This is a genomic window from endosymbiont 'TC1' of Trimyema compressum (genome assembly GCF_001584725.1).
In the GTDB taxonomy this organism is placed as follows: domain Bacteria; phylum Bacillota; class TC1; order TC1; family TC1; genus TC1.
On the sequence record NZ_CP014606.1, the window covers coordinates 1,395,835 to 1,419,389 of the forward strand.

A 23,555-nucleotide genomic window follows, 5' to 3' on the forward strand; every position below is an offset into this window, starting at 1 on the left:
TTCTCCTATTTCACAATCATAGTGCCAATACCCTCATCAGTAAATACTTCTAATAAAATAGAATGAGGCACACGTCCATCAATAATATGAACCTTACTAACCCCTTTGTCTAAAGCATTGATACAACACTCAACTTTAGGAATCATGCCTCCCGAAATGACCCCGCCCTGAATTAATTGCTTAATATCATCAACATGAAGACTATTGAAAATAGTCTTATCTCCATTGCTATTTTCTGAGTATATACCTTCAGTATCTGTTAATAAAACAAACTTATCCGCTCTTAATGCAGCCGCAACCTCTCCAGCCATAAAATCTGCATTAATATTGTAAGTTTCCTGATCTTCGCCAATAGCAATAGGTGCAATAACTAGAATATAGCCTTGCTCAATTACGTCTACTAAAACTGTTTTATCAATAGTTTTAATTTGACCAACAAAGCCAATATCCACTTTCTCTTCTTCACCCGTATCACTATAAATAGTTTGAAAATACTTTTCAGCCACAATCATGGCACCATCTTTGCCACACATACCAAAAGCATTGCCACCATGATAGTTTATGCCTGCAACGATTTCCTTATTAATTTTTCCTACTAAAACCATTTCAGCAATTTCCATAACCTCTTTATCTGTATAACGCAAGCCATTTACGAAGCGGGTTTCTTTACCTAAACGTTCTAACATAGATGTAATTTCAGGCCCACCACCATGAACAATTACTGGATTCATGCCAACAAGCTTCATTAAAACAATATCTTGAAACACACTTTGTTTTAATTCCTCATTAATCATAGCATTGCCACCATACTTCACTACTACAATTTTGCCATGAAAGCTCTGAATATAAGGCAGAGCCTCTACTAAAATAGCAGCTTTTTTCTTGGCTGTTTCATATTTATTATCCATAATATCTCCTAACTTCTGTAACTGCCATTGATTTTCACATAATCATATGACAAGTCACATGTATAAACAATAGCATCTCCTTTGCCTTCTCCCATTTCCACGAGATAGTAAATATCCTTTTCTTTTAAAATTTTTCTAGCTTTATCTTCATCAAAGGATAGTCCTTGACCCATTTCACAAACTAAAAACTCCCCTTGTTTACTGCCAATATAGATATTGGTTTCTTCAGGTTTAAAGTCAATACCAGCATTACCAACAGCACTTAAAATTCTACCCCAGTTAGCATCTTCACCAAAAGCAGCTGTCTTAACTAAACTAGAGGTAGCTACAGACTTACCAGCTTTCATAGCATCTTCTTCATTTTTTGCACCATCAATACGCACTTCAATAAACTTAGTAGCCCCTTCCCCATCTCTCGCAATACTTTTAGCCATTTCATTTAAAATATTAACTAATCTATCATTAAAAATATCATAAAGTTCATCGTCTTTTGATTCAACTTTGCGAATACCACTGGCGCCATTAGCCATTACAATAACCATATCATTAGTACTTGTATCCCCATCAACAGTAATACAATTAAACGTTTTATCAATAGCTTCTTTTAGCATTTCATCTAAAAGCCCTTTTTCAATGGCAATATCAGTAGTTACAAAACCTAACGTTGTAGCCATATTAGGGTGAATCATCCCACTACCTTTACAAACCCCCCCCAGATAACAGCTTTTACCTTCAAATTCAAAACCTCTCACAAAAGATTTTGGAAATGTATCTGTCGTTAAGATAGCTTCAGCAGCATCTTCACCATGATCTTTACTATCTCCTAAAAGCCCACTACAATTCTTAATCCCCTCAACAATAATCTCCATTGGTAAATGAACACCAATTACACCTGTTGAAGCTACCAATACCTCTTCATCCTTTAAGCCCAAGGACTCTGCTGTAACTTGACACATTGTTTCAGCATCACCATAGCCTTTTTTACCTGTACAAGCATTGGCATTACCACTGTTAACAACCATACCTCTAATACTACCACCAGCAATTTTTTTCTGAGTTAAAACAACAGGGGCTGCTTTCACTTTATTTTGGGTGAATACACCACTGGCAACAGCAGGTAATTCACTATAAATTAACATTAAATCTTTTTTTCTTCTTTTAACACCTGAATGAATGCTACCGCATTTAAATCCTTTAGGAAATACAATGCCATACTGATTGTCAAATTCTTCCATTCTCTATCTTCCTCTCTTAAATCTAAGGGAAAACAGGGGCTGCTAACAATCCCTTTGTTTCCTCTAAGCCAAATAAAATATTCATATTTTGAATTGCCTGTCCACTAGCACCCTTCCCTAAATTATCAATAACTGACAATACAACTAAGACACCAGCGTCTTCATCTAAAACAACATTAATATGACATAAATTAGTGCCAAAAACCCATTTTGTTGTAGGCAATACACCTTTATCTAAAATTTTAACAAAAGCTTCATTTTGATAATGCTTAATTAAAACATCTCTAATCTCGTCTTCCTTAAATGCCTTATTTTTCAGTTGACAATAAATGGTACTAAAGATACCTCTTGTCATTGGCACTAAATGAGGTGAAAATAAAATTTTGACTGGTTTATGACCAAAAGGTGTCAAATGACTTTCCATTTCTGGCTTATGTCTATGTTTCCCCGTACCATAAGCTAATAAATTTTCATCTTCTTCACAAAAATGGGTTAATAGTTTTGGCGCTCTACCAGCTCCACTTACACCTGATTTAGCATCAGCAATAATAGAGTCTTCTTCTATGATGCCTGCTTCCAATAATGGCGCTAAAGGCAGCTGTATACTGGTTGGGTAACAGCCAGGATTTGCAATTAGCCAAGTATCTTTTGTAATTTTTCCTCGATGAAGTTCTGGTATAGAATAAACAGCTTCATCTAACAATTCTGGTGCAACATGGTCTACTTGATACCACTTTTCATAAAGAGCTTGTTCTTCTAAACGAAAGTCAGCACCTAGATCCACTAGCATCTTACCTTGTTTTTTAACTTCCAAAGCTAATTCCATAGATTGACCATGAGGTAAAGCAGTAAAAATAACATCAGAATCTCTAACAACCTGTTCCCCATCTAAAGCTTCAAGACGCTCATCAGCAATACCCTGAAAAGCCCCAACTGTTTCTCTATACAATTTTCCTGCAGCGCTTTTAGAAATCAAATGGGCAATTTTAATGTCATCTCTGTATTTTAGACCCTGATACAAACCCATTCCTGCATATCCAGTTGCCCCATAAATACTTACTTTTACCTTTTTACTCACAGTTAATCTCCTCCATTTTTATATACCCCTTATTATACATCTTTATGTATAATAAAGTCAATATTTTAGTATAATATTCCTTTTATAACTTTAGATATGCATATTATTCATGTATTAATGCATAAATTCTAATTATTTTTTCTATTTATATTTTTTAGTTAGATTACTTGCTATGTCTAAAGCATTATAGTATAATCAGTCTAACAAGTTATACAAGTATTACTATTCATACACAAAGGAAAAGGAGATTATTGCCATGATGAAAACGCCAGATGGAAAATTTATGGGCTCAGTTAAAGTAGGTTCAAAAGGACAAATTGTAATCCCTAAAGAAGTCCGGGACATGTTTAATATTGAAACAGGAGAAACGCTAATACTTCTAGCAGATATTAATCAAGGTATTGCTATTCAAAAATTTGCAACCTATGAAACATTTGCAAAAGAAATTTTTTTGCGCTAAAAACAATCCTGAAGAGGCTGAGTAAAATGAATGCTATTGAAATTAAGAATCTAACAAAAACCTATGGACAAAAAACTGTTGTAGATTCATTGACACTGTCCATTAAAAAAGGGGAGCTTTTTTCATTACTATGTCAGAATGCAGCCGAAAAAACAACTACGATTAAAATGCTCTGTTGTTTGTTAAAGCCAACGGCAGGAGATGCAGTCTTATTAGGCAACAGTATCCTTACACAAACCCATGAAGTCAAGCAAAAAATTAATGTATCACCACAAGAAACAGCTATTGCACCTAATTTATCTGTATCTGAAAATTTAATATTTATAGCAGGTATTTATGGAAGTAAAAAAGAGATTGCAAAAAAGAAACATTGGAAATAATGAAAATACTTGGATTAGAAGCTATTGCAAAAGACAAAGCTAAAATACTTTCTGGAGGAATGCAAAGACGTCTCAGTATTGCTATGGCACTCATTACAAAACCTCAAATACTTTTCTTAGATGAGCCTACTTTAGGACTTGATGTAGTTGCAAGGAGAGAACTATGGCAAACCATTAGTGCTTTAAAAGACCATGTTACCATTATCTTAACGACTCTCATTACCTAGAAGAAGCTGAAGCACTTTCAGATCGCATTTGGTATTATGTTAAAAGGCAAATTAATGGCTAATGGTACTGTCAAAGAGCTTATTACAAAAACCAGAACTAAGAATTTTGAAGATGCTTTTATAAATTTAGCCACTGGACAGGAGGTACTCAAATGGGATTGTTAATATTTGCAGGCAGAAATCGCAAAGAAATTTTAAGAGACCCAATAAATTTAGCTTTTGGACTTGGTTTTCCTATTGTAATACTCTTACTTTTATCAGCCATTCAAAGCAATATTCCAATAAACTTATTTGAAATCGTTAACTTAGCTCCTGGAGTAGCTGTTTTTGGTCTCTCTTTTATCTCATTATTTTCTGGTATGTTAATAGCTAAAGATAGAAGTTCTTCTTTTTTAACCCGTTTATTTGCTTCACCTTTACACTCAACTGATTTTATTGGAGGCTATGCATTTCCATTAATCCCTATAGCAATTATGCAAAGCACCATTTGCTTTTTAGTCTCTTTATTTTTAGGCTTAACATTTTCCATAAATATTTTATGGGCAATCATTATACTCCTTCCTTCTGCTTTTCTTTTTATTGCTATTGGCTTACTGGCAGGAAGTTTTTTAATGATAAACAAGTTGGAGGCGTCTGTGGCGCCCTATTAACAAATTTAACAGCCTGGTTAAGTGGCGCTTGGTTTGATTTAAATCTTGTAGGCGGACTTTTTAGAGATATTGCCTACTTATTACCTTTTGTTCATGCTGTAGAAGCAACACGAGGAGCCTTTAAAAGGTGATTTCAATTTAATCTCCCCCCATCTTTGGTGGGTATTAGGCTATAGTATTGTTACCTTTATATTTGCAGTTCTCGTTTTTAGAAGAAAAATGAAAAAACAATAATTATACTATATAAATCATACAAAAAGAGTCATTCAAAAATGAATGACTCTTTAATTTCATTTTAATCATCAAGGGGATTATGATCAATTAATAAATTTTTCAAATGAGGTAATTGTTTTAGCCAAACAGGACTTTCCGTTATATAATTGTAATCCACATCCAGCTCTCTCGGGGACTTTATTTGACCCATTGAGTCAGGTAATTCCGTAAGTTTATTTAACCGCATATGTAAAACCTCTAATGACTCTAAGTCTCCAATAGTATTAGGTAAAATTTCCAGCTTATTCTCATCAGCATCGAACTCAACTAATTTTTTAAGATTTCCTATATTATCCGGTAATGTCTTTAGCTTGTTTCTACTAATTGATAGACGCTTCAATTCAGTTAAACTCCCTAAAGCTGACTCAAATTCAGTTAATTCATTATTCGCTAATAATACCCGCTTAACATTACTTATTTTATAGAATCCTAAAGGCATCTCTTTTAAGCGATTGTGGGTCAAATTCAATTCTCTTAATTCATCTAAGCTTGAAATACAATCACTAACTTGATGAATATGGTTAAATGCTAATACTAGTGTTCTTAAATACTTTAATTGTTTTATTTCATCAGGAACTTCTTTTATTTTGTTATCAAATAAGTCTAAATTTTCTAAATGCTTCATTGTAAATAAGTATTCTGGCATTTCACTCAAATGATTATGAGCTAAATCCAATGTTTTCAAATGCTGTAGTCGCCTTACTTCCTCTGGAAATGTTTTAATATGATTGTAGCTTAAATTTTACATATTCCAAATTAGTTAAATAGCCAATACCTGTAATATCTTTAATGAAGTGATTTGACCCTTGAAGCTTTGCTATGGGCAACAGGTCTTCCTTTGTCACCTCTGAATCTATTGATTCCTTTTTTAATGTTGTCATTATTAATTTAGCAAACCATTTATCTGGAAAAATCGAATGAATTTTCATTATTACTCCTCCTTAAATAGTCGTTCTTAATGAAACAGCGCCTAATCTAATAATAGTATAATTTTTAGATTTTTACAACTCTATCCTAAACTATATTGCAAATTTTAAGCAAGCCATTTTTTAAAACAATGCCACTTGAGTTTCACTTTTTTAAGTATAAGCTTTTCATAGTCTGTCATTAATGTTTCAATTTCCTGCCCCCCTTCTCTGTATCCCATTCTTTAAATGTATCCCTGTCTCTTCCATGATGTTCTATTTTTGTCCTGTTTCTCCTCCCGATAATAATTGAGTTTCAGGTGCACTACTACTAACTCCATTTAAAATAGAGGATAGTGTATAGTAAGTTCCTTGAAAATCCAACACTATTTTAATTAGAAGTCATTGTGTGATTACTATAATTGGGAAATACCCTCTGTCCAGTTGCTCTTACCCGAGCCTACCAATATTATATATAGTTTTTTATAGCAAATAAAATATATCCTTTTATCATATACGAATCCTTAACATAAAAAATTCTCTTAATATTTTCTTAATATAATATGACACCTAGCTGTCATATTGCACTTGCTATAATTATATTACAATAATTAGAAAGGAGCTGCAAAATTATGGATAATGATGTTTTTTATTGCTCATTTAACTTAAAAAAGAAGCCTCTATTTCTGATTTCTTGCAAGCAGCAGAGAAACTTAATAATGAGTATATATCTAAGCAAAAAGGCTATATATCATGGAAACAAATGGTTGATGGAAATACTTGGGCAGACTTTTTACAATTTGAAACAATGGCTGATGTTAAAAATTTTGAAGAAAATTCTAGTAATGCTGGTGAATTAGCTGAAAACTTCTACTCATACATTGACTTAAATAGTTGTAAAGTGAACTACTTTTCTATTGTAAGAAGCTATTAATATTTATTCAAAAAACAAATGACACTTTATATGTCGTTTGTTTTTTATGGTAATTATACCCAATCTTTTACAATACCATTTATTTAATGTAGCTTTCAATTTTTTATCAAAGCGATTTCCAGATATTTTTATTAATGTTGTAAAAAGACAATCAACTAAACAAAGCAAAGAAATTCTAGGGGCAAATGTTCCTGTTATTGAAGAAGTAGCTTTCCCCGTTCCATGAAGACTATAACAGGCTACTAAACCTATTGATATTAGAAACAAACCAGCTATTAATACAATTTTCCTCATGTGATATCCTCCTCTTGTGATTTAGATTATATATTAAGAAGCCTTAATGAATTCAAGATACTTAACCGCTTCTCATTATGAAATAATAACCTTTGGATTTAATTTTCACAGCTCCTTTACATCCACACTCAAGGTCTAATTTCCGCATCCAAAGCACTAAACAAGGTCTTTTCATACATTTAGGAACATTGTTTCGCAATATGTGTAAGACATGAAACAAATAGGTTATTGTCATTATATCATAGGATAAGCTGATGTCAATTCATTCTTAACTAAAAAACTCACTTTATGTTATCCATAAAGTGAGTTTAAATATTTATCTTTTTACAAGCACTATAAAGGTTTATTTAATAGCTTTCTAGCAAGCACAACACCATTACAAGATGCTTGCATTAAGCCCCTAGTAATACCAGCCCCATCGCCAATAGTATATAGATTTTTTAAGTTACTTAAAAAATCATTATTAACTTTAACTTTATTTGAATAAAATTTAACTTCAACACCGTAAAGAAGTGTCTCGTCACTGGCTAAACCTTTTGAAATATGATCTAATGCTTCAATCATTTCTTTAATATCCAGCATAATTCTATAAGGTAAAACTAGAGATAAGTCACCTGGCACTGCATCTTTAAGCGTTGGTTCAATATTATTTCTACCTAGACGACTTTCATTTGTTCTTCTACCTCTTTTAAAATCGCCAAAACGTTGAACCAATATTTTATTTCCTGCTAACATATTACCTAAACGAGCAATGTGTTTTCCATATTCAATTGGCTCACTAAATGGTTCTGTAAACTTCAATGAAACTAATAATGCAAAGTTTGTATTGGCAGTCTTATATTCATCACCTTTATAGCTATGACCATTAACAACAGCTAAGTTATCATCATAAATTTCTGTAGCTACTTCACCAGAAGGGTTTGAACAGAATACCCGAACTTTATCATCAAATGTTTTTGTATAGTAGATTAGTTTTGATTCATACATACTTTCATTTAAAGTTTTCATAACTTCGTCACGACATTCAACACGAACCCCAACATCTACAATACCAACTTCTCTATCAATTTTATATTGATAACACATATTGTCTAACCAGTCAGCACCATCTCTACCAACAGCTACTACAATATTTTCACCATAATATGGACGGTCTACATTAACACCAACAACAGCACCATCTTCATCTAAAATAAAGTCTTGAACAGGATTATTAAAGGATAACTCAACACCTAATGATTCTAAATGATCTTGAATTTTTGTATAAATATTATAGCCTTCTTCAGTTCCTAAGTGTCTAATTGGACATTCTATTAGCTTAAGATTACTACGAATAGCCTTTGTGCGAATATCCTGAATTTTTTCAGGATTGTCCAGTCCGTAAATAGTGCTATCAGCACCATAGGACAAATAGTTTTTATCTACATAATCAATCATTTCCTTAGTCTCACTGTATCCAATATAATCTGGTAATTCACCACCAACTTCTGGAGATAGAGATAACTTGCCATCACTATATGCACCAGCCCCTGCAAACCCTGTAGTAATATTACATGGTTTACAGTTCACGCAGACACCAGTTTTTCTTTTAGGACAAACTCTTTTTTTAATTGATCGACCTTTTTCCAGCAAGATTATTTTCTTCTCTGGGGCTAACTTTTTGTATTCTAAAGCTGTAAATATTCCGGCTGGTCCAGCCCCTACAATAATAAGATCATACTTATTTTTCATCATGACTCCTTAATATTTTAATCTTTAAATGTTACTTTGCCATCTGCAATTGAAGTAATTTCAGCTAAGCTGTATACATCGATCCCTGCCTCTGTTGCTCTTCCAATTCCCGGTTGAAAACTTTTTTCTATAACGATACCAGCACCTGAAAGTGTAGCGCCAGATTGATTAACAATTTCAGCCAACCCGAGTAGGGCACTACCATTTGCTAAAAAATCATCTACTAAAAGCACATTGTCTTCTTCACCTAAAAACTTCTTAGCAACACAAATTAAATAAGTTAACCCTTTAGTATAGGATTTTACTGTTGCAGTGTACACTTCCCCATCAATATTTTTAGACATGGTTTTTTTTGCAAAAACTAAAGGCACATTAAACTGCTTTGCCGCGGCTGCTCCAATTGCAATGCCTGACGCTTCAACAGTTAAAACTTTAGTAATAGGTTTATCCTTAAAATAGTTGTAAAATTCTTTACCTATTTCATCAAGCAAAAACACATCAATTTGATGGTTTAAAAAAGTATCCACCTTTAAAATTCCATCGCCTGCTACTTTGCCATCTTTTAAAATTCTTTCTCTCAGTAAATCCATAAGCCCCTCCTAAAATTATTAATTCACTTCTAAGTATACCTTTTTTCTCATCATCTTTCTAGATTAAATAGCCTTAAGCTTAAAAGAATATAGGGTTTTTCTTTATCTATTAGAAATTACAATTACTTTCTTTATTTTCTGCACCCCTAAAATAGTCAAAATTTTGTATATTGACATTCTTTCCATCTGCAGTTAGAATAAAATAAATTAAATATCATATTGTATGATATTTAATTTATTTTATTTGCAAGGAGGTTCTTTTATGACTAAAATAGACTTAATTATTAAAAATGGTCATCTCATTACAATGGAAAATGACAGAGAGATTTTACAAAACCACTCAATTGGGATTCACAAAGATGAAATTATTTTTATTAAACCAGCTAAATTAGCGGAAAAAGAATATATTAGCACTACAACAATTGATGCATCCCGCCAATATGTATTACCTGGATTCGTCAATACCCATGCTCACCTATTTCAAAATATGTTTAAAGGAATTGGTAAAGGTCTCCCCCCTTTAAAATGGTTAAATGCTGGTGTTAGGAAAGGTATCAGAGTTATGGATTAAATGCTATTTATACTGGAGCAACAGCTGGTCTTCTTGAAAACATAAGAAGTGGTGTAATAACAATACTGGACTATATGTATTGTCATGGAGTTAAAGAAAATCTAGATAAAGCAGTTATTGATGCTTTTAAAAAAACAGGTATAAGAGGAATCCTTAGAAGAGGCTATAGTGACTCAACACAATTCCCAGCTGATTTGGCTTGTAATTATAATGAAACAGAAACTGATTTTTTCAATGCAATTGATGAACTGGCTACATTAACTAAAAATACTCCTAGAGTAACGTTAGCAATTGCCCCTGGTATAATCTGGGATTTATCAGAAGAAGGACTATTAAAATGTAGGGAATACGCCAATAGATACAGTATCCCTATTACACTACACTTAGTTGAATCTCCTGAAGATAATGCCTACTCACTTTCAAATCATAATATGAGAGCTATTCCCTATCTAGAAAAGTTAGGACTACTAGGACCAGATTTCATAGCCATTCACTGTGTTGATATGAATTCAGAAGATATTGATATTTTAGCAAAACATAACGTAAAGGTTTCCCACAATTCTATTTCAAATTTAATTATTGGCTACAACTTTTCACCTGTAGTGACTATGAAAGAAAAAGGTGTTGTAGTAGGAATTGCAACAGATGGAGCAGCTAGTAATGACTGCCAAAATATGCTTGAAGTCTTAAAAATCACCTCTTTGATTCATAAAAGTGTTCATCAAAATCCAAAAGTTTTGAATCAATGGGAAATTATTAAAATGGCTACCATTGATGGCGCTAAAGTTTTAGGAAAAGAAAATGAAATCGGTTCCATTAAAGTAGGCAAAAAGCTGATTTATTAGCTTCTGCACCTTGTAACAATCCTGCTGCTGCCATAGTTTATGCTACTGAGACCAAAAGTATTAGAGATGTAATTATAGGGGGACAAATTATTATTAAATTTTTACATTTTAATGAAACTGAAATTATTAAAAAAGTTGAGGAAGTCAATCAAAAAACACAAGAAAGGACTGGTTTAAATGTCTAAAAAAACCCTAGTTCTCCTAGGTTCACCAAATAAAAACAGTATTACAAAAAAGCTTGTAGAAAAGTTACTCATAGATGTTGATACAAATAATATTACTTATTTTGACACTTACAAAATGACAATTAAGCCCTGTGTCGACTGTCGATATTGCTTCAAAGAAAAGGGATGCTCCATAAAAAATGATGATATGGGGAAAATATACAGTGGGCTTGAAGAAGCGGACAATGTTATCTTAGCTTCCCCTATGCACTTTGGCACATTTTCTGCACCAATTATGAATGTTTTTAGTAGACTGCAGACCTATTGGTCGGCTCTGAATATTAGAAAAGAAGAACCTAATACAATCCTCAAAAGAAAAAAAGGGATTCTTTGTATGGCCTGTGGTGCTCAATGGCTTAATATGGAATTAATTCCCAATGGAATTAGTCATATTGTTTTTGATCATATTAATGCAAATTTTGATCAGAGTTTTTATGTTAAATCCTCAGATTACTCTGACTTTCAAAACAATCTGGAACTACTTGAAAAAATTAATAGCTATAAATGGGTATTAAAAAAGTAGGCAATTGCCTACTTTTTTAATACATTGGTTAAATGTTTATCTACTATAATTTCTTTAAAATGAATCATTTCCGTATTATAATACTCTCTACTGTAAACTAATGGAACTTCCTTCCTATTGTAAATAACCGATTCTATCAACAACAATGGAGCTCCATTTTCTTTCTCAAAAATGCCACCTAAGTAGTCAACAACAACCGGAAAAATAGAAACAATATCATAAGGATCTTGAACAAAATCATATTCAGCTTCCAAAAACTCATAAAAAGGCATCTCGTTTATTTTTACATCAAAAACAGATTCTGTAAAATAATCAGCTCTAAAGTAATTTTCACAAAAATAGCTGGCTTACTATCACCTAATAAAAGAGATTTTAAAACATACACATCCTTTAATGAAGCTTCCTCAAATCCTTTATTAATAAAGGATTCACTCTTAATCTTCTTTTTCTTCAAGAATTTGCTCCGTTACACTGAAACCATTAAGATTGATTAGATTAGATAAATTATAAGAATTGGAAATTCTACTTTTTAACTTTCTAGTTGCCTCATTAACAAAAGTCCCTCGACCTGCTGCTCTCATTAAGTATCCATCTTGCTCTAAACTAATCATAGCATCTCGGACAGTAACTCTGCTAACCCCTAATTGCTTTCCCAATTGTTCTTCTGTTAGTAATGGTGTTCCTTTTGAAAAAATGTCCATCTATAATTTTTTTAATAAAATTTCTTTCACTTGAGTTGATAGATTCTTCTTTGATATCCTTATATTCATAATATTCCTTTCATTATCTAAATCTTTTATTTATTTTCCCCTATATAAAATATTTTTTCAAATTCCAACCTTATATACCTTCCTAAATATGAACCATTCTTTTCATAGACAGTCTATATTCTTTATGCTATAATGATACAGTCCCGCTTGTCGCGAAGGCAGGCAAATTCCAAGGGAGGTGAAACACATGAAAAAATACGAATGTCTATACGTTATCGATGGTACTTTCGACAATGATGTGATTAGCGAGGTTACAACTAAGTTTGAAAACCTAGCTAAAGACAATGCTAAAGAATCTGAAGTTAATAACTGGGGCAGAAGAAAACTTGCTTACGAAGTAAACAAGAAATGGGATGGCTACTATAGCTTAATCACATTTAGATCCGAACCTGATTTCGTCGCTGAATTAGAGCGACAACTACGCTTAGATGAAAAAGTAATCAAATTCTTAGTAACCGTTGTTGATGAAAAGAAAATTGAAAAATTAGCAAACGCACCTAAGAAGCCACCGAGAAAGCCAAGAGAATTCAACAGAGATCACAGAGGTCCTAGAAGAGAAGCGCCAGCTGCACCAGCAACTCCTTCGGCACCTAAAGTTGAAGAAAAAGTGGCATCTGAAGTAAATACAGCAGAAGCTGCTGAGTAGTCTTTTTAGTATTCGATACTAAATTAAGAAAGGAGGCATCCTTATGAAACATGAAAGCAGAAGACCAAGAAGAAAAGTTTGTTCTTTTTGTGCTGATAAAACTATGATTGATTATAAAGATGCAAATCGTTTAAAACGTTATGTAACTGAAAGAGGTAAAATTTTACCAAGAAGAGTTACTGGTTGTTGCGCATGCCATCAAAGAGATTTGACAATTGCTATTAAAAGAGCACGTCAAATTGCGCTATTACCTTACACAACAAATGACTAAAAGGAGCTTATAGCTCCTTTTTTGTTTTTTTTAGAATTTAGGGGTTTCCATGAAGTTTATAAGTCCATATGTAAAGAGTGTTTTTTGGAGCTGTTTAATATTATTTGGATTAGGGACGATATCAATCGCCCCGATTTGGCTTACCTTTATTGGCATATTCTGGCCTATTCCTCTTTTAAAAGGAACTGATAAGTCTCGCTTCTTCTTTACAGTCTTCGCTTTAATTGCTATGTTAATTATAAGAACATTTTTATTTGAAGACTTTCAAGGCACTTTACTATTAATTCCTTATGTAGTTGCTACTACAGGAATGCTTTGGTGTCGCTTATTTTCTAAAAAAAACACCATGGGCAAAGAGTTAGTTGTAGGCGTAATATTAGGTGCAGCTACCTTACTGGCTGTCCTCTTCTATTTAACTGTTATTTTAGGGCTCTTTCATCCAAGCTATTTTTTATTCCAAACTCAACAACTTTTAAGAGACACCATTACAGAACAATCAGAGTTCTTAAAAATGTATTTAGGCGAAGGCAATTTAATTGATAAAATTGAGACATTTGCATTTTATATGAGTAAACTCTTAATAGGTATTTTAGTAGCCTTTGAAATAGTCGGCATTGCTTTTATATGGCATTTAGGCACCCCTAAAGAAAAGCGCATTCCTTTCACTAAATGGAAAGGCAATTACATTTTAATTTGGGGCCTTATTACAGGCTTACTTAGCCTGAATTTCGGACTTTTATTCAATAACTTAGAGGTTACATTTATAGGCATTAATATATTGATTGTCTATGGAGTCCTCTTGTTTATCCTAGGACTAGCCGCCTTTTTAGATAGTATTAAAAATTTGTCTTTCTGGGTTTTAGTGTTAGCTGGACTACTCTTGTTTTTAGCTCCTCAAACACTTTTACTGCTACTGCTTCTAGGATTTATAAACTGTTTTACAAAGAAAAATATTATAGGAGGTTTTAATGATGAAAGTCATACTTAACGCCGATGTTAAATCCATTGGTAAAAAAGGGGAAATTGTTAATGTATCAGATGGGTACGCTAGAAATTTTTTAATCCCTAAAAAACTAGCCGTATTCGCTACAGATGGCAATATCAAAGAAACCACAGTTCAGCAAGAAAAAATAGCTGAGAACAAAGCTAAAGAATTAGCCGAAGCTATACAATTAGCTGAAGATTTAAAAGGGAAATCAATAACTATGACTACAACAGTAGGGGCTAATGGTCGACTTTTTGGTGCTGTTACCAATAAAGAAATTAGCAATGCTTTAAAAGAACAACTTTCCCTTACATTAGATAAAAAGAAAATAGATCTTAAAGAGCCTATCAAACAATTAGGTTCCTGTCCTGTTAAACTTAAACTCTACCCGAATGTAGCTGTAGAAATTACTGTGGTAGTTACTGAATAGAGGTGAAAGAATGTGGATAGAATCCCACCCCATGATACCCAAGCTGAAAAAGCAGTGTTAAGCTGTCTGCTTCAGGACCGTGAATCTATTGATAAAGTTTATGAAGTTATTTCAGTTGATGACTTCTATAATGAAAAGCACAAGAAAATATATGAGGTAATTTTAGAATTAAATAGAAAAAACGAACCATTTGATGCTGTTACAGTTAGCTCTTTCTTAGACACAAAGCATCTTTTAGATAAAGTTGGGGGTATGGCCTATCTTCTATCTTTAACTGGAGAAGTGCCTACAGCAGCCCACAGCGAATACTATGCCAAAATTGTTGCTGAAAAAGCAGTGTTAAGGCATCTTCTTTCTGCTGCTAAAAATATGTCTGAAGAAGTCTACAAAGGTGAAAAAGATGTAGAAAACATTCTCGACTATTCTGAACAGACAATCTTAGATATTGCCAATAAAAAAAGTAATACTAGCTTCAGTCATATTGGAGAAGTCATCCATATGGCTTTTGATCGTTTAGAAATTTTAAGGGAACAAGGACACCAATCAACAGGTATCCCAACCTTTATTGCTTTAGATGAATTGCTACATGGTTTTCAAAAAAGTGATATGATTATCTGTGCTGCTAGACCTGGTATGGGCAAAACATCCTTTTGTTTAAATATTGCTCAAAATGCAGCAACCCGAGACAATACACCAGTTGCTATTTTTTCACTTGAGATGAGTAAAGAACAACTGGTTACCCGTCTTTTATCCGCTCAGGGTATGGTGGACCAAACCCGTCTTCGTCAAGGAACTGTCAATCAAGAAGAATTTGAAGCCCTTTCTGCTGCTGCTGCTCAACTGATTAATGCACCTATTTTCATTGATGATACAGTTGGTATTAACGCCATGGAAATTAGAGGCAAAGCTAGACGTTTAAAAGCAGAGCATGGCTTAGGCCTTATTATTATTGACTATATTCAGTTAATGCAATCTAGTGGCAGTGGTAAAAGAACTGAAAATAGACAACAAGAAATTTCAGATATTTCAAGAAACTTAAAGTTATTAGCAAGGGAACTTGATGTCCCTGTTTTAGCCTTGTCTCAGCTCAGCCGTGCGGTTGAACAAACACCAGATAAAAAACCGAATCTTAGTCACTTAAGAGAATCTGGTTCTCTTGAACAAGACAGTGACGTCGTTCTTTTTATCTATCGGCCATCCTATTATGAAAATGATGATGAGGATTTGGCTAATGACAAAACAGCAGAAATAATTGTTGCTAAACATCGTCATGGTCCAATAGGCAAAGCAACTTTGGTATTCTTAAATGAATTTACAAAATTTGTAGATCTTGAAAATTAAAATACAAAGGAAACACTTAGGAGGTAAGATATGTCATCTGTCGTTTTAATAGGCTCCCAATGGGGAGATGAAGGCAAAGGTAAAATCACTGACTATTTAGCTGAAGAGGCTGAATACGTTGTTCGCTACCAAGGAGGCAACAATGCAGGTCATACTGTTATTGTTGGTGAAGAAGAATATAAACTTCACTTAATTCCATCTGGTATTATCTACCCTGGAACAAAATGTATGATTGGTAATGGAGTTGTTGTTGACCCAGGTGTTCTTTTGGAAGAAATGGAATATCTTAAAGAAAAAGGTATCCATGTAACACCCGACAATTTAAAACTCAGTCTTCATGCTCATATGATTATGCCATATCATAAAATATTAGATGGTCTAGAGGAAGAAAAAAGAGGCGCTGCGAAAATTGGTACTACTAAAAGAGGGATTGGTCCTTGTTATGTAGATAAAATTGCAAGAACAGGCTTGCGTTTCTGCGATCTTCAAAACAAAGTATCTTTTAGAAAAATATTAACACAAAATGTTCAAGCAAAAAATGAAATTCTCGAAAAACTATATAATCAAAAGGAACTACTTGATTTAGAAGCCATTTACAATGAATTTATGGCCTATGGAGAGCATTTACTACCATTTATCGATGATGTATCTTACATTCTAAATGATGCTCTTAGAGATAACAAAAAAGTTCTTTTCGAAGGTGCCCAAGGAACGCTACTAGATATTGATCACGGTACCTACCCTTTTGTAACCAGCTCCAACCCTACTGCAGGTTATGCCCCTGTAGGAACAGGTGTAGGTCCAACAAAAATCAACTGTGTTTTAGGTATTACAAAAGCCTATTTAACCCGTGTTGGCGAAGGCCCTTTCCCAACAGAACTCTTTGATGCAACGGGAAAACTTTTAAGCGCCGTAGGCAATGAGGTAGGCACTACAACAGGTCGCCCTCGTCGCTGTGGTTGGTTTGATGGGGTTCTTATGAACTATGCTACTAACATTAATGGCATGACTCATTTAACTATTACTAAACTAGATGTCTTAGACCAACTCCCAACTATTAAGATTTGTACTGCTTATGAAATTGACGGTGTTAAAACAACAACATTCCCACCTGACCTCGAAAGACTTTCAAAAGCAAAACCAATCTATGAAGAACTCCCAGGTTGGCAAACATCAACTAAGGGCATTAAGACCTTTAATGAGTTACCAGAAAATGCTAAAAAATATCTCAAAAGAATCGAAGAATTTCTTTCCGTAAAAATAGCCCTTGTAGCTGTTGGTCCAAAAAGAGATGAAGCAATTGAATTAGAAAAACTATTTTAATATACACTTACCAGAAGGCACCATAACCTATGGTGCCTTCATTATTTTTTCTCTAAATTATTTTACTATATTCTCCTAAAAATCATTGACATCTCCTTTTATTTTTTGTATAATTACTCTTGCGTTGTTTGTTTATTAGTAAATGATCCATTAGCTCAGTCGGCAGAGCACCTGACTTTTAATCAGGGTGTCCCGCGTTCGAGTCGCGGATGGATCACCAACATAAACGCCCCTGTAGCTCAGTCGGTAGAGCAGAGGACTGAAAATCCTCGTGTCGGTGGTTCGATTCCGCCCGGGGGCACCAACGAAAGCCTATAACCATTAGTGTTGTAGGCTTTTTATTTAAAATCAAATCGATGAATGCATACTTAAGTAATATGTTCATGCAGTATCTGTTATAAACTAAAAAACCATATCTAGAAATTAGTTTTTCTAACTACGGTTTATTAAATTACACAAACTATTTTTAATATATAGTAGAATTCCTTAAATCATCCTAACATGGAATCATTTTACAAATCATTCAAGGGAGAGGTAATGCTAATAAAGCAAGAGTCATGCAATCGTAGATACACATGAATATCTTGAGGATCACTATAATAAAAAGCGGATGCATTCAAGTTTGGCATACTTAACCCCTTCTCAATTTGAGGTGTCCACCTAATTATCTTAACTATTGTGTCCACTTTTCTATTGACACTCCATTCCGATAAGGTGTTAAAAAAGGAGTCAGCTTTCGATATGTTGTTTGTTCTTAATTTCTTTTGTATGTAAATTATTTGCTCAACACCATTCAGGTAATAATTGCTAACTGTAAATCAAATATAATTCCTACCTGTTCTTTGAAACGAAAGGAATATTGAATATTCTCTTTTATAGAAGTAACATACTCTGACATATATCATTTTCAAAACCCATTTCAGCTAGGAATATTTCATATATTTTTAATGCTCTTCTATCATCAAAAATTAATCTTGATTAATCAAAGCACCTTCATATATGATTTCAAGCCCCAGCATACTACTCCATCAGGCATTAGAAAGTCAAAAAAGACAGATTTTACATAATAATTAAAAGGCTAGTTTACACAAAAGAAATTTAATTACTTTTATTTAACTTATAGTATTCAACAGAGTATAAGCCACCTTCGCAATAATACCCCAATCAAAACTGACTTTAATATCAATTATAAGTCATTCCCTTTCTTAATTTTTTCTCTGTATTCAGCCGCTGATAATATGAGAGTAGAACCAACAAACATAGGCCCAATTATAATATTAATCTTTTCAATATTTAATCCAAGTATGGCTATCATCAGACACAAATAAACAAAAAATAGCATCTCAATAATTATCATATACTTACTTTTTATTTCTGTGACAAGCTTTTTTCTTAAGTAATCAAGTATGATTGCATAATCTAAAAAAAATAAAACATCCAAATAACACCAAACAGCCAGATAAATACAGATCAATTTTATCTCTCGGAAGTAGCAAAAATATAAAGAAAAATAAGTAGATTTCAAGAATATATCTTCTTAAATCCATAAATATAGAAAACAGTATTTTTTCATAAATAACTCCTTCTTTCAATTATTTTTAAAATGTATGAATTTCACGTGAATTTGGCATAAAAGTATCCGTCCTATAGTCAAATTCTAATACAAATACACCTGTAGCTCCATTATTAAGTATTTTTTCAATTTCATCACAATGAGTGTTTACTAAGCTTTGCTCAAAAGCAGTAATTGACGATATAAATAAATATAATCCTGATAATGCTGGATTTTTTAATACCTCAATTTTTCATTGCAGCACCTAAGCCTACTCCTGTAATTAAATCAATAATAGGACTAAATGGAACATTTAGAATGGCGCCTAAAGTTATTGGTATGGGCGATATTTCAATTTTATACTGCGGAATAGTCTCAGTGAAAACTCCTCTAACAGTTATGCTTCCAGTAGAAAAATAATAAGTTCTTGGTTTACTAAAATCATTTCTATACATATTAACCAGCTTAGTTCCATATTTATTTACTGCATCTGCACTTACATATTGTTTCCACCGTCTCTCTACTAATGCTACTTCGCTTGGACGTGTAGGATATGCCCAGCCACACATATAATGACCAAGATGACCATCATAATCAACCATAACGATTGGATTGTTGTTACAGTATGAATAAACATTTCCATTTTCAATTAGTCTATCATCCATATTAATAAAACGATTAATTTCAGGATTGTAATACCTGCTTTGCAAATAATAAAAACCCGTTTCATTATCAAAGAAGTAAGATCTGTATTTAAATGGATTTAATTTTTCTAGTTTTTCTTTTTCACTACCTTCAATACTAATTATCTTACCCCAAGAATCATATGTGCATTTGATTACTTCGTTTCCTTCACTATCTAAAAGAGCCTCAACATCACTAAATAAGTTTAATTTGTAATAAAATATTTCATCCTCTGTTCTCAAACTAACTAGTCTTCCCTTACTATCCCTATCAAAAATTATATTTTTATCATTGAAGTTCATTCCGGAAACTTCTTTATTGCTATTTAAACTATATCTAGTCTCAATTCCGTTCACATTTTCACTATACCTAATACCATCTTTATTATACTTGTATTCTACTGATAAATCATCTTTAATATATTTTGTTAGATTTCTTCCAGATTCCCAAGTAAAAGTAGCACCATCGAAAGATAAAGGATTACCTATTTGATCATATTCAATCTTTTTTCCATCATATGAAACTAATTTATCCTTCCATATATCATCATACAAGTATACTATATCCTTTTCTCCTGATTCCGTAACAATATTCTTATTTAATATATTACCACCTGTATCATATTTAAACTCAGCTACTGAATTCCTTCCTAGATTTTCTTCCTTTATTAATTGTCCCATTAAATCATATTTATATATGTTTTTTCCTGCTTCAGAATTTACTTCTGCGATATTACCTTTTAAATCATAAATATAGTTATATTCTGAATCATTTATTCTAACTTTATTAATATGATTAATTGAATCTCCTGTTTTCTCATTTTTTCCATATTTATATGAATATTTTAAAATACTTTTAACATCATTAAGAATATTTTCCTCTTTTAATCGTTCTAAAGAATCATATGTAAATGACTCCTTAAAAACCACCTTATTTTTATCAATATCTTTAAGCGTTCTTTCTTTAAGTTTATTATCTTTATCATAAAGCATATTATTTAAATTATTAAAATTACCTTGTTTACTTATAATCTCAACTATATTATTTGTATCATCATATTTAAACTTTAAAAAGTCTCCATCGGAATTTACGATAGATCCAATTTGGTTTGATAAAGAGTAATCATAGTATTTTAACTCCTCTGTTTTATAATCTATTTCTTTGACTATATTTCCTATTGAATCATACTTAAGCTCAAATGTTAATTTATCATCATTTAATTGTTGGGTTAGTCGACTCTTATTATCATACTTAAATTCAGCTTTAGCCCCATTTGAAAGCGTACTTGATTGAATAATCCCTTCAATAGAGTCATAATTATATGTAATAAGATTTTAGCCTTCTACGCTAACAGTTTTTTGTTGCCCCAATCATCATAGCTAAAATTATATTTATATCCATTTTGAATGATACTACTTAACTTATCTTTATTATATATTGACTCTTTAATGCTTTCTTTAGTTTCATTTATTTTTGTTTTTAACTTCACATTACTTCGGTTTAATGAATTATACTCATAAGTTCTCTTACCTCCTGTGTTATCATTAACTTCTTTTAATAAACCACTATTAAAATACCATATATTAATTGTCTCATAGCCACTGGCATTACGAATTGATTTAGTAAAATTATCGTTATTTTCATATGAAATTTCTTCGCTGTTTTTCAATTCATCCTTTTTGTTAATAATTTTTGATGGTCTGCCTGTCTTTGTATAGTCATATGTAGACTCCACGCCCATTTCATTTGTTGATTTAGTTAAGTTGTTTTTCCCATCTTTAGAGTATTCGTAAGTGAATTTCCCTCCAGTTGGTGGCGTAATCCCTATAAGGTTATTATTAGCATCATAATCAAATTTCCTATTTTTCTCACTTTGATCTTTTACACTAACAACATTGCCCTTATCATCATAAGTATAACTCTGTCCAAATTCTTCTTTATACAGCTGTATATCAGAAAAGTATGCAGCCTCTCCATTATCTGTATAACGTACCATTACAGTAACTTTATGATAATCTGCTTTTGGTACTATAGGTTTTGGAAGAATGTCAATAGAGTAGATAGAAAAAGTGAAATTAAGTTTTAATAGAAGTGAAAAAATAGTCTTCTTTGGAATTAGGAGAAAGAATGTTATTAGCAGAGTGGGGACGTATAGGGGGTTGTAGAAGCCCTCAATGTGTTCAAAGCAGGAAAGCTTAATTTGAGCAAAGGAAGAAAAAGACCTACGAAGAATTTCTTCTTTTTTCATATATTTAAAAAGGACTCAACGACAGCATTGTCCCAAGGATGAGAAAGCTTAGAAAAAGATTGAATGATACCAAAAGAATCAAGGAGCTTTCTAAAGATAAAAGAAGTATATTAGGAACCTCTGTCAGAATGAAAAATAAGAGAAGTAGAAGGTTTTTGAGAATAAAAGGCTTTGATAAAAGTATCCTTAACAAGAGAAGTATCAATTTTAAGAGAGAGCTTCCAAGCAATAATTTTACGAGAAAATAAATCCATAATAACACAGAGATAAGCAAAAGAGGCATTTAAATTAATATAGGTAATGTCACTAGCCCAGACTTGATTGGGCTGAGGAACATTAAAATTTTGATTTAGGTAGTTAGGGCAATCAAAATTGGGAATAGACCTCGGATGAATAAACCGAAGTTTGATAGTAGGCATTTTAGGAAGATTCATGTCAGTCATCAGGCGGCTCGCTCTACCAATACTGATGTTGATGCCATAGTCATAGGAAAGAAGAGCCTTAATCTTAGATGGGCCAATACGTCTCTTAGTAAGATGACAAATCTCCGAGAATAAGCTGACGGAGTTTTTAATTCTCAATAGTTCTAGGAGAAAGTTTTTCCGAAAAGTATTTGTAATAGGAGCTGCGGTTCACTTTAAGGACATGACAAAGAAAAGAGATAGCGTGCTGAAAACGAAGGGTATGAACAGCCATTAATCTTTGTCTGAGTGAGGCGTGAATATGGCAATTGCTTTTTTTAAAATGATATTTTCCTCCTAGAGTCGAGCATTACGCTTTTGAAGATCCTTAATCTGCTTAGCGGTTAGAATAGTATCATCATCAATTCTAACCTGAGAATAAAGTTTAATCCACTTGTGTAAAGCAGACATGGAGACACCATATTCTTTAGAAAGTTGGGATTGAGTTTTACCGTTTTGGTGTAAATTAACAATACTTTTTTTAAATTCTTCATCGTATTTCTTGTAATTATTCATAATTTTATCCTTTCTTATGTGTCTACTTATTTAAAACATGTTTCACTTTTTCCTGTCTACTTTTTTAGTATATGTCCAAAAATAGCGTGGTCATCATTAATTAAAGGATCATCTAAAGCATCTTCCTTATAGCAAAGCTCCATAACAGGTTCTTCTAATACTAAGCCTTCTTCTAACCCTAAGCGTTTTGCCATAGAGCCTGCAACAACATTTCTGAGAATAACTTCCAATGGTAAAATACTTGCTTTTTTACAAAGTTGTTCTCTATCACTTAACTGTTTAAGATAGTGAGCGGGAATACCTTTTTTCTTTTAAATATTCAAAAATAGCAGCTGTGATTTCATTGTTATATATACCTTTGTTATCAATAGTAGACTTCATTTTCCCATTTAATGCAGTAGCATCATCTTTATAATAAATAATAACCTCATTTTACTTGTCACTCTGATAAATTGTTTTTGCTTTATCCTCATATAAAAAATTTTTTATCCATTACAATT

The 23,555-nt window shown here is 32.6% G+C and carries 25 protein-coding genes, 2 tRNA genes and 4 pseudogenes; 15 read left to right on the forward strand and 16 right to left on the reverse strand.

Annotation, left to right across the window (positions count from 1 at the left end):
• Window positions 1-5: 5 nt before the first annotated feature.
• The 3 genes from argB to argC are packed head-to-tail and all read right to left on the reverse strand — an operon-like array spanning window position 6 to window position 3,221.
• Window positions 6-908 (reverse strand): acetylglutamate kinase, encoded by a 903-nt coding sequence (gene argB / locus AZF37_RS08700; protein WP_088370438.1) that lies wholly within the window; start codon window positions 906-908, stop codon window positions 6-8.
• Window positions 909-916: 8 nt separating this feature from the next.
• A complete protein-coding gene (gene argJ / locus AZF37_RS08705; protein WP_088370439.1) occupies window positions 917-2,143 on the reverse strand; it encodes a bifunctional ornithine acetyltransferase/N-acetylglutamate synthase in 1,227 nt (408 codons plus the stop codon).
• Window positions 2,144-2,165: 22 nt separating this feature from the next.
• A complete protein-coding gene (argC, locus tag AZF37_RS08710; protein ID WP_245611950.1) occupies window positions 2,166-3,221 on the reverse strand; it encodes an N-acetyl-gamma-glutamyl-phosphate reductase in 1,056 nt (351 codons plus the stop codon).
• A gap of 256 nt (window positions 3,222-3,477) precedes the next feature.
• Between argC and AZF37_RS08715 the strand changes: the two genes are divergently transcribed.
• The 3 genes and pseudogenes from AZF37_RS08715 to AZF37_RS08725 all read left to right on the forward strand — a co-directional run bounded on the left by AZF37_RS08715 (window position 3,478) and on the right by AZF37_RS08725 (window position 5,172).
• Complete coding sequence (locus tag AZF37_RS08715; protein WP_245611951.1) at window positions 3,478-3,681, forward strand: AbrB/MazE/SpoVT family DNA-binding domain-containing protein; 204 nt, start codon at window positions 3,478-3,480, stop codon at window positions 3,679-3,681.
• A gap of 26 nt (window positions 3,682-3,707) precedes the next feature.
• Window positions 3,708-4,453: pseudogene (locus tag AZF37_RS08720) on the forward strand (ABC transporter ATP-binding protein).
• Window positions 4,441-5,172: pseudogene (locus AZF37_RS08725) on the forward strand (ABC transporter permease). Before AZF37_RS08720 ends, AZF37_RS08725 begins: the two co-directional pseudogenes overlap by 13 nt.
• A gap of 61 nt (window positions 5,173-5,233) precedes the next feature.
• On the opposite strand, the gene AZF37_RS08730 reads toward AZF37_RS08725, so the two are convergent.
• Window positions 5,234-5,896, reverse strand: a complete 663-nt coding sequence (locus AZF37_RS08730; protein WP_088370440.1) for a leucine-rich repeat domain-containing protein — start codon at window positions 5,894-5,896, stop codon at window positions 5,234-5,236.
• A 34-nt stretch (window positions 5,897-5,930) separates the two neighbouring features.
• Window positions 5,931-6,140, reverse strand: a complete 210-nt coding sequence (locus AZF37_RS08735) for an internalin N-terminal domain-containing protein (RefSeq protein WP_088370441.1) — start codon at window positions 6,138-6,140, stop codon at window positions 5,931-5,933.
• Between the two features lie 670 nt (window positions 6,141-6,810).
• On the opposite strand from AZF37_RS08735, the gene AZF37_RS08740 reads away from it, so the two are divergent.
• Window positions 6,811-7,050: a hypothetical protein gene (locus tag AZF37_RS08740; protein WP_088370442.1), complete on the forward strand. Its 240-nt coding sequence runs from the start codon at window positions 6,811-6,813 to the stop codon at window positions 7,048-7,050.
• 3 nt (window positions 7,051-7,053) lie between these two features.
• Here AZF37_RS08740 and AZF37_RS08745 read toward each other — a convergent pair whose 3' ends face one another.
• From AZF37_RS08745 to AZF37_RS08755, 3 genes are all read right to left on the reverse strand, one after another.
• The gene (locus AZF37_RS08745; protein ID WP_088370443.1) at window positions 7,054-7,344 is read right to left on the reverse strand and encodes a hypothetical protein; all 291 of its coding nucleotides are present in this window, start codon (window positions 7,342-7,344) and stop codon (window positions 7,054-7,056) included.
• A 333-nt stretch (window positions 7,345-7,677) separates the two neighbouring features.
• Window positions 7,678-9,075: an NAD(P)/FAD-dependent oxidoreductase gene (locus tag AZF37_RS08750; RefSeq protein WP_088370444.1), complete on the reverse strand. Its 1,398-nt coding sequence runs from the start codon at window positions 9,073-9,075 to the stop codon at window positions 7,678-7,680.
• A 17-nt stretch (window positions 9,076-9,092) separates the two neighbouring features.
• The gene (locus tag AZF37_RS08755) at window positions 9,093-9,665 is read right to left on the reverse strand and encodes a xanthine phosphoribosyltransferase (RefSeq protein WP_088370445.1); all 573 of its coding nucleotides are present in this window, start codon (window positions 9,663-9,665) and stop codon (window positions 9,093-9,095) included.
• 262 nt (window positions 9,666-9,927) lie between these two features.
• Here AZF37_RS08755 and AZF37_RS12530 point away from each other — a divergent pair, with 262 nt between their 5' ends.
• The 3 genes from AZF37_RS12530 to AZF37_RS08770 all read left to right on the forward strand — a co-directional run bounded on the left by AZF37_RS12530 (window position 9,928) and on the right by AZF37_RS08770 (window position 11,828).
• Window positions 9,928-10,236 carry an amidohydrolase family protein gene (locus tag AZF37_RS12530; protein ID WP_088370446.1) on the forward strand — a complete coding sequence of 103 codons (309 nt, stop codon included), beginning with the start codon at window positions 9,928-9,930 and terminating at the stop codon, window positions 10,234-10,236.
• Window positions 10,237-10,241: 5 nt separating this feature from the next.
• Window positions 10,242-11,081 carry an amidohydrolase family protein gene (locus tag AZF37_RS08765; protein WP_088370447.1) on the forward strand — a complete coding sequence of 280 codons (840 nt, stop codon included), beginning with the start codon at window positions 10,242-10,244 and terminating at the stop codon, window positions 11,079-11,081.
• 177 nt (window positions 11,082-11,258) lie between these two features.
• Window positions 11,259-11,828, forward strand: a complete 570-nt coding sequence (locus tag AZF37_RS08770; protein ID WP_088370448.1) for a flavodoxin family protein — start codon at window positions 11,259-11,261, stop codon at window positions 11,826-11,828.
• Window positions 11,829-11,836: 8 nt separating this feature from the next.
• Here the strand turns inward: AZF37_RS08770 and AZF37_RS08775 are convergent, their stop codons facing one another.
• From AZF37_RS08775 to AZF37_RS08780, 3 genes are read right to left on the reverse strand one after another with little or no spacing between them, the layout of a single operon-like run.
• Window positions 11,837-12,109, reverse strand: a complete 273-nt coding sequence (locus tag AZF37_RS08775; protein ID WP_245612103.1) for a hypothetical protein — start codon at window positions 12,107-12,109, stop codon at window positions 11,837-11,839.
• A gap of 2 nt (window positions 12,110-12,111) precedes the next feature.
• A complete protein-coding gene (locus tag AZF37_RS10750) occupies window positions 12,112-12,282 on the reverse strand; it encodes a hypothetical protein (RefSeq protein WP_162474040.1) in 171 nt (56 codons plus the stop codon).
• Entirely contained in the window at window positions 12,263-12,529 is a 267-nt protein-coding gene (locus AZF37_RS08780) for a GntR family transcriptional regulator (RefSeq protein ID WP_088370450.1), read from the reverse strand. The genes AZF37_RS10750 and AZF37_RS08780 overlap by 20 nt, the downstream gene beginning before the upstream one ends.
• Before the next feature lie 256 nt (window positions 12,530-12,785).
• Here AZF37_RS08780 and rpsF point away from each other — a divergent pair, with 256 nt between their 5' ends.
• From rpsF to AZF37_RS08820, 8 genes are all read left to right on the forward strand, one after another.
• Window positions 12,786-13,244 (forward strand): 30S ribosomal protein S6, encoded by a 459-nt coding sequence (gene rpsF / locus AZF37_RS08785; protein ID WP_088370451.1) that lies wholly within the window; start codon window positions 12,786-12,788, stop codon window positions 13,242-13,244.
• A gap of 43 nt (window positions 13,245-13,287) precedes the next feature.
• Window positions 13,288-13,515, forward strand: a complete 228-nt coding sequence (gene rpsR / locus AZF37_RS08790; RefSeq protein WP_088370452.1) for a 30S ribosomal protein S18 — start codon at window positions 13,288-13,290, stop codon at window positions 13,513-13,515.
• A 49-nt stretch (window positions 13,516-13,564) separates the two neighbouring features.
• Window positions 13,565-14,503 (forward strand): DUF2232 domain-containing protein, encoded by a 939-nt coding sequence (locus AZF37_RS08795; RefSeq protein WP_088370453.1) that lies wholly within the window; start codon window positions 13,565-13,567, stop codon window positions 14,501-14,503.
• Entirely contained in the window at window positions 14,484-14,930 is a 447-nt protein-coding gene (gene rplI, locus AZF37_RS08800; protein ID WP_342668654.1) for a 50S ribosomal protein L9, read from the forward strand. Before AZF37_RS08795 ends, rplI begins: the two co-directional genes overlap by 20 nt.
• Window positions 14,931-14,942: 12 nt before the next feature.
• Window positions 14,943-16,271 (forward strand): replicative DNA helicase, encoded by a 1,329-nt coding sequence (gene dnaB / locus AZF37_RS08805; protein ID WP_088370455.1) that lies wholly within the window; start codon window positions 14,943-14,945, stop codon window positions 16,269-16,271.
• Window positions 16,272-16,301: 30 nt separating this feature from the next.
• Window positions 16,302-17,594, forward strand: coding sequence for an adenylosuccinate synthase (locus AZF37_RS08810; protein ID WP_088370456.1), 1,293 nt, complete (start codon window positions 16,302-16,304; stop codon window positions 17,592-17,594).
• Between the two features lie 144 nt (window positions 17,595-17,738).
• Window positions 17,739-17,814 (forward strand) — tRNA-Lys (locus tag AZF37_RS08815).
• An 8-nt stretch (window positions 17,815-17,822) separates the two neighbouring features.
• Window positions 17,823-17,898, forward strand: a tRNA-Phe gene (locus AZF37_RS08820).
• An 882-nt stretch (window positions 17,899-18,780) separates the two neighbouring features.
• Here AZF37_RS08820 and AZF37_RS08825 read toward each other — a convergent pair.
• The 5 genes and pseudogenes from AZF37_RS08825 to AZF37_RS08845 form a co-directional block, all read right to left on the reverse strand.
• Entirely contained in the window at window positions 18,781-19,068 is a 288-nt protein-coding gene (locus AZF37_RS08825; RefSeq protein WP_162474041.1) for a hypothetical protein, read from the reverse strand.
• A 323-nt stretch (window positions 19,069-19,391) separates the two neighbouring features.
• A complete protein-coding gene (locus AZF37_RS08830; protein ID WP_088370458.1) occupies window positions 19,392-20,822 on the reverse strand; it encodes an RHS repeat domain-containing protein in 1,431 nt (476 codons plus the stop codon).
• Between the two features lie 350 nt (window positions 20,823-21,172).
• A complete protein-coding gene (locus tag AZF37_RS08835) occupies window positions 21,173-21,826 on the reverse strand; it encodes an RHS repeat domain-containing protein (RefSeq protein WP_088370459.1) in 654 nt (217 codons plus the stop codon).
• Window positions 21,827-21,905: 79 nt separating this feature from the next.
• Window positions 21,906-23,055 (reverse strand): annotated as a pseudogene (locus tag AZF37_RS08840) (IS3 family transposase).
• An 80-nt stretch (window positions 23,056-23,135) separates the two neighbouring features.
• Window positions 23,136-23,544 (reverse strand): annotated as a pseudogene (locus tag AZF37_RS08845) (phosphoribosylaminoimidazolesuccinocarboxamide synthase); the annotation flags it as partial.
• Window positions 23,545-23,555 lie beyond the last annotated feature (11 nt).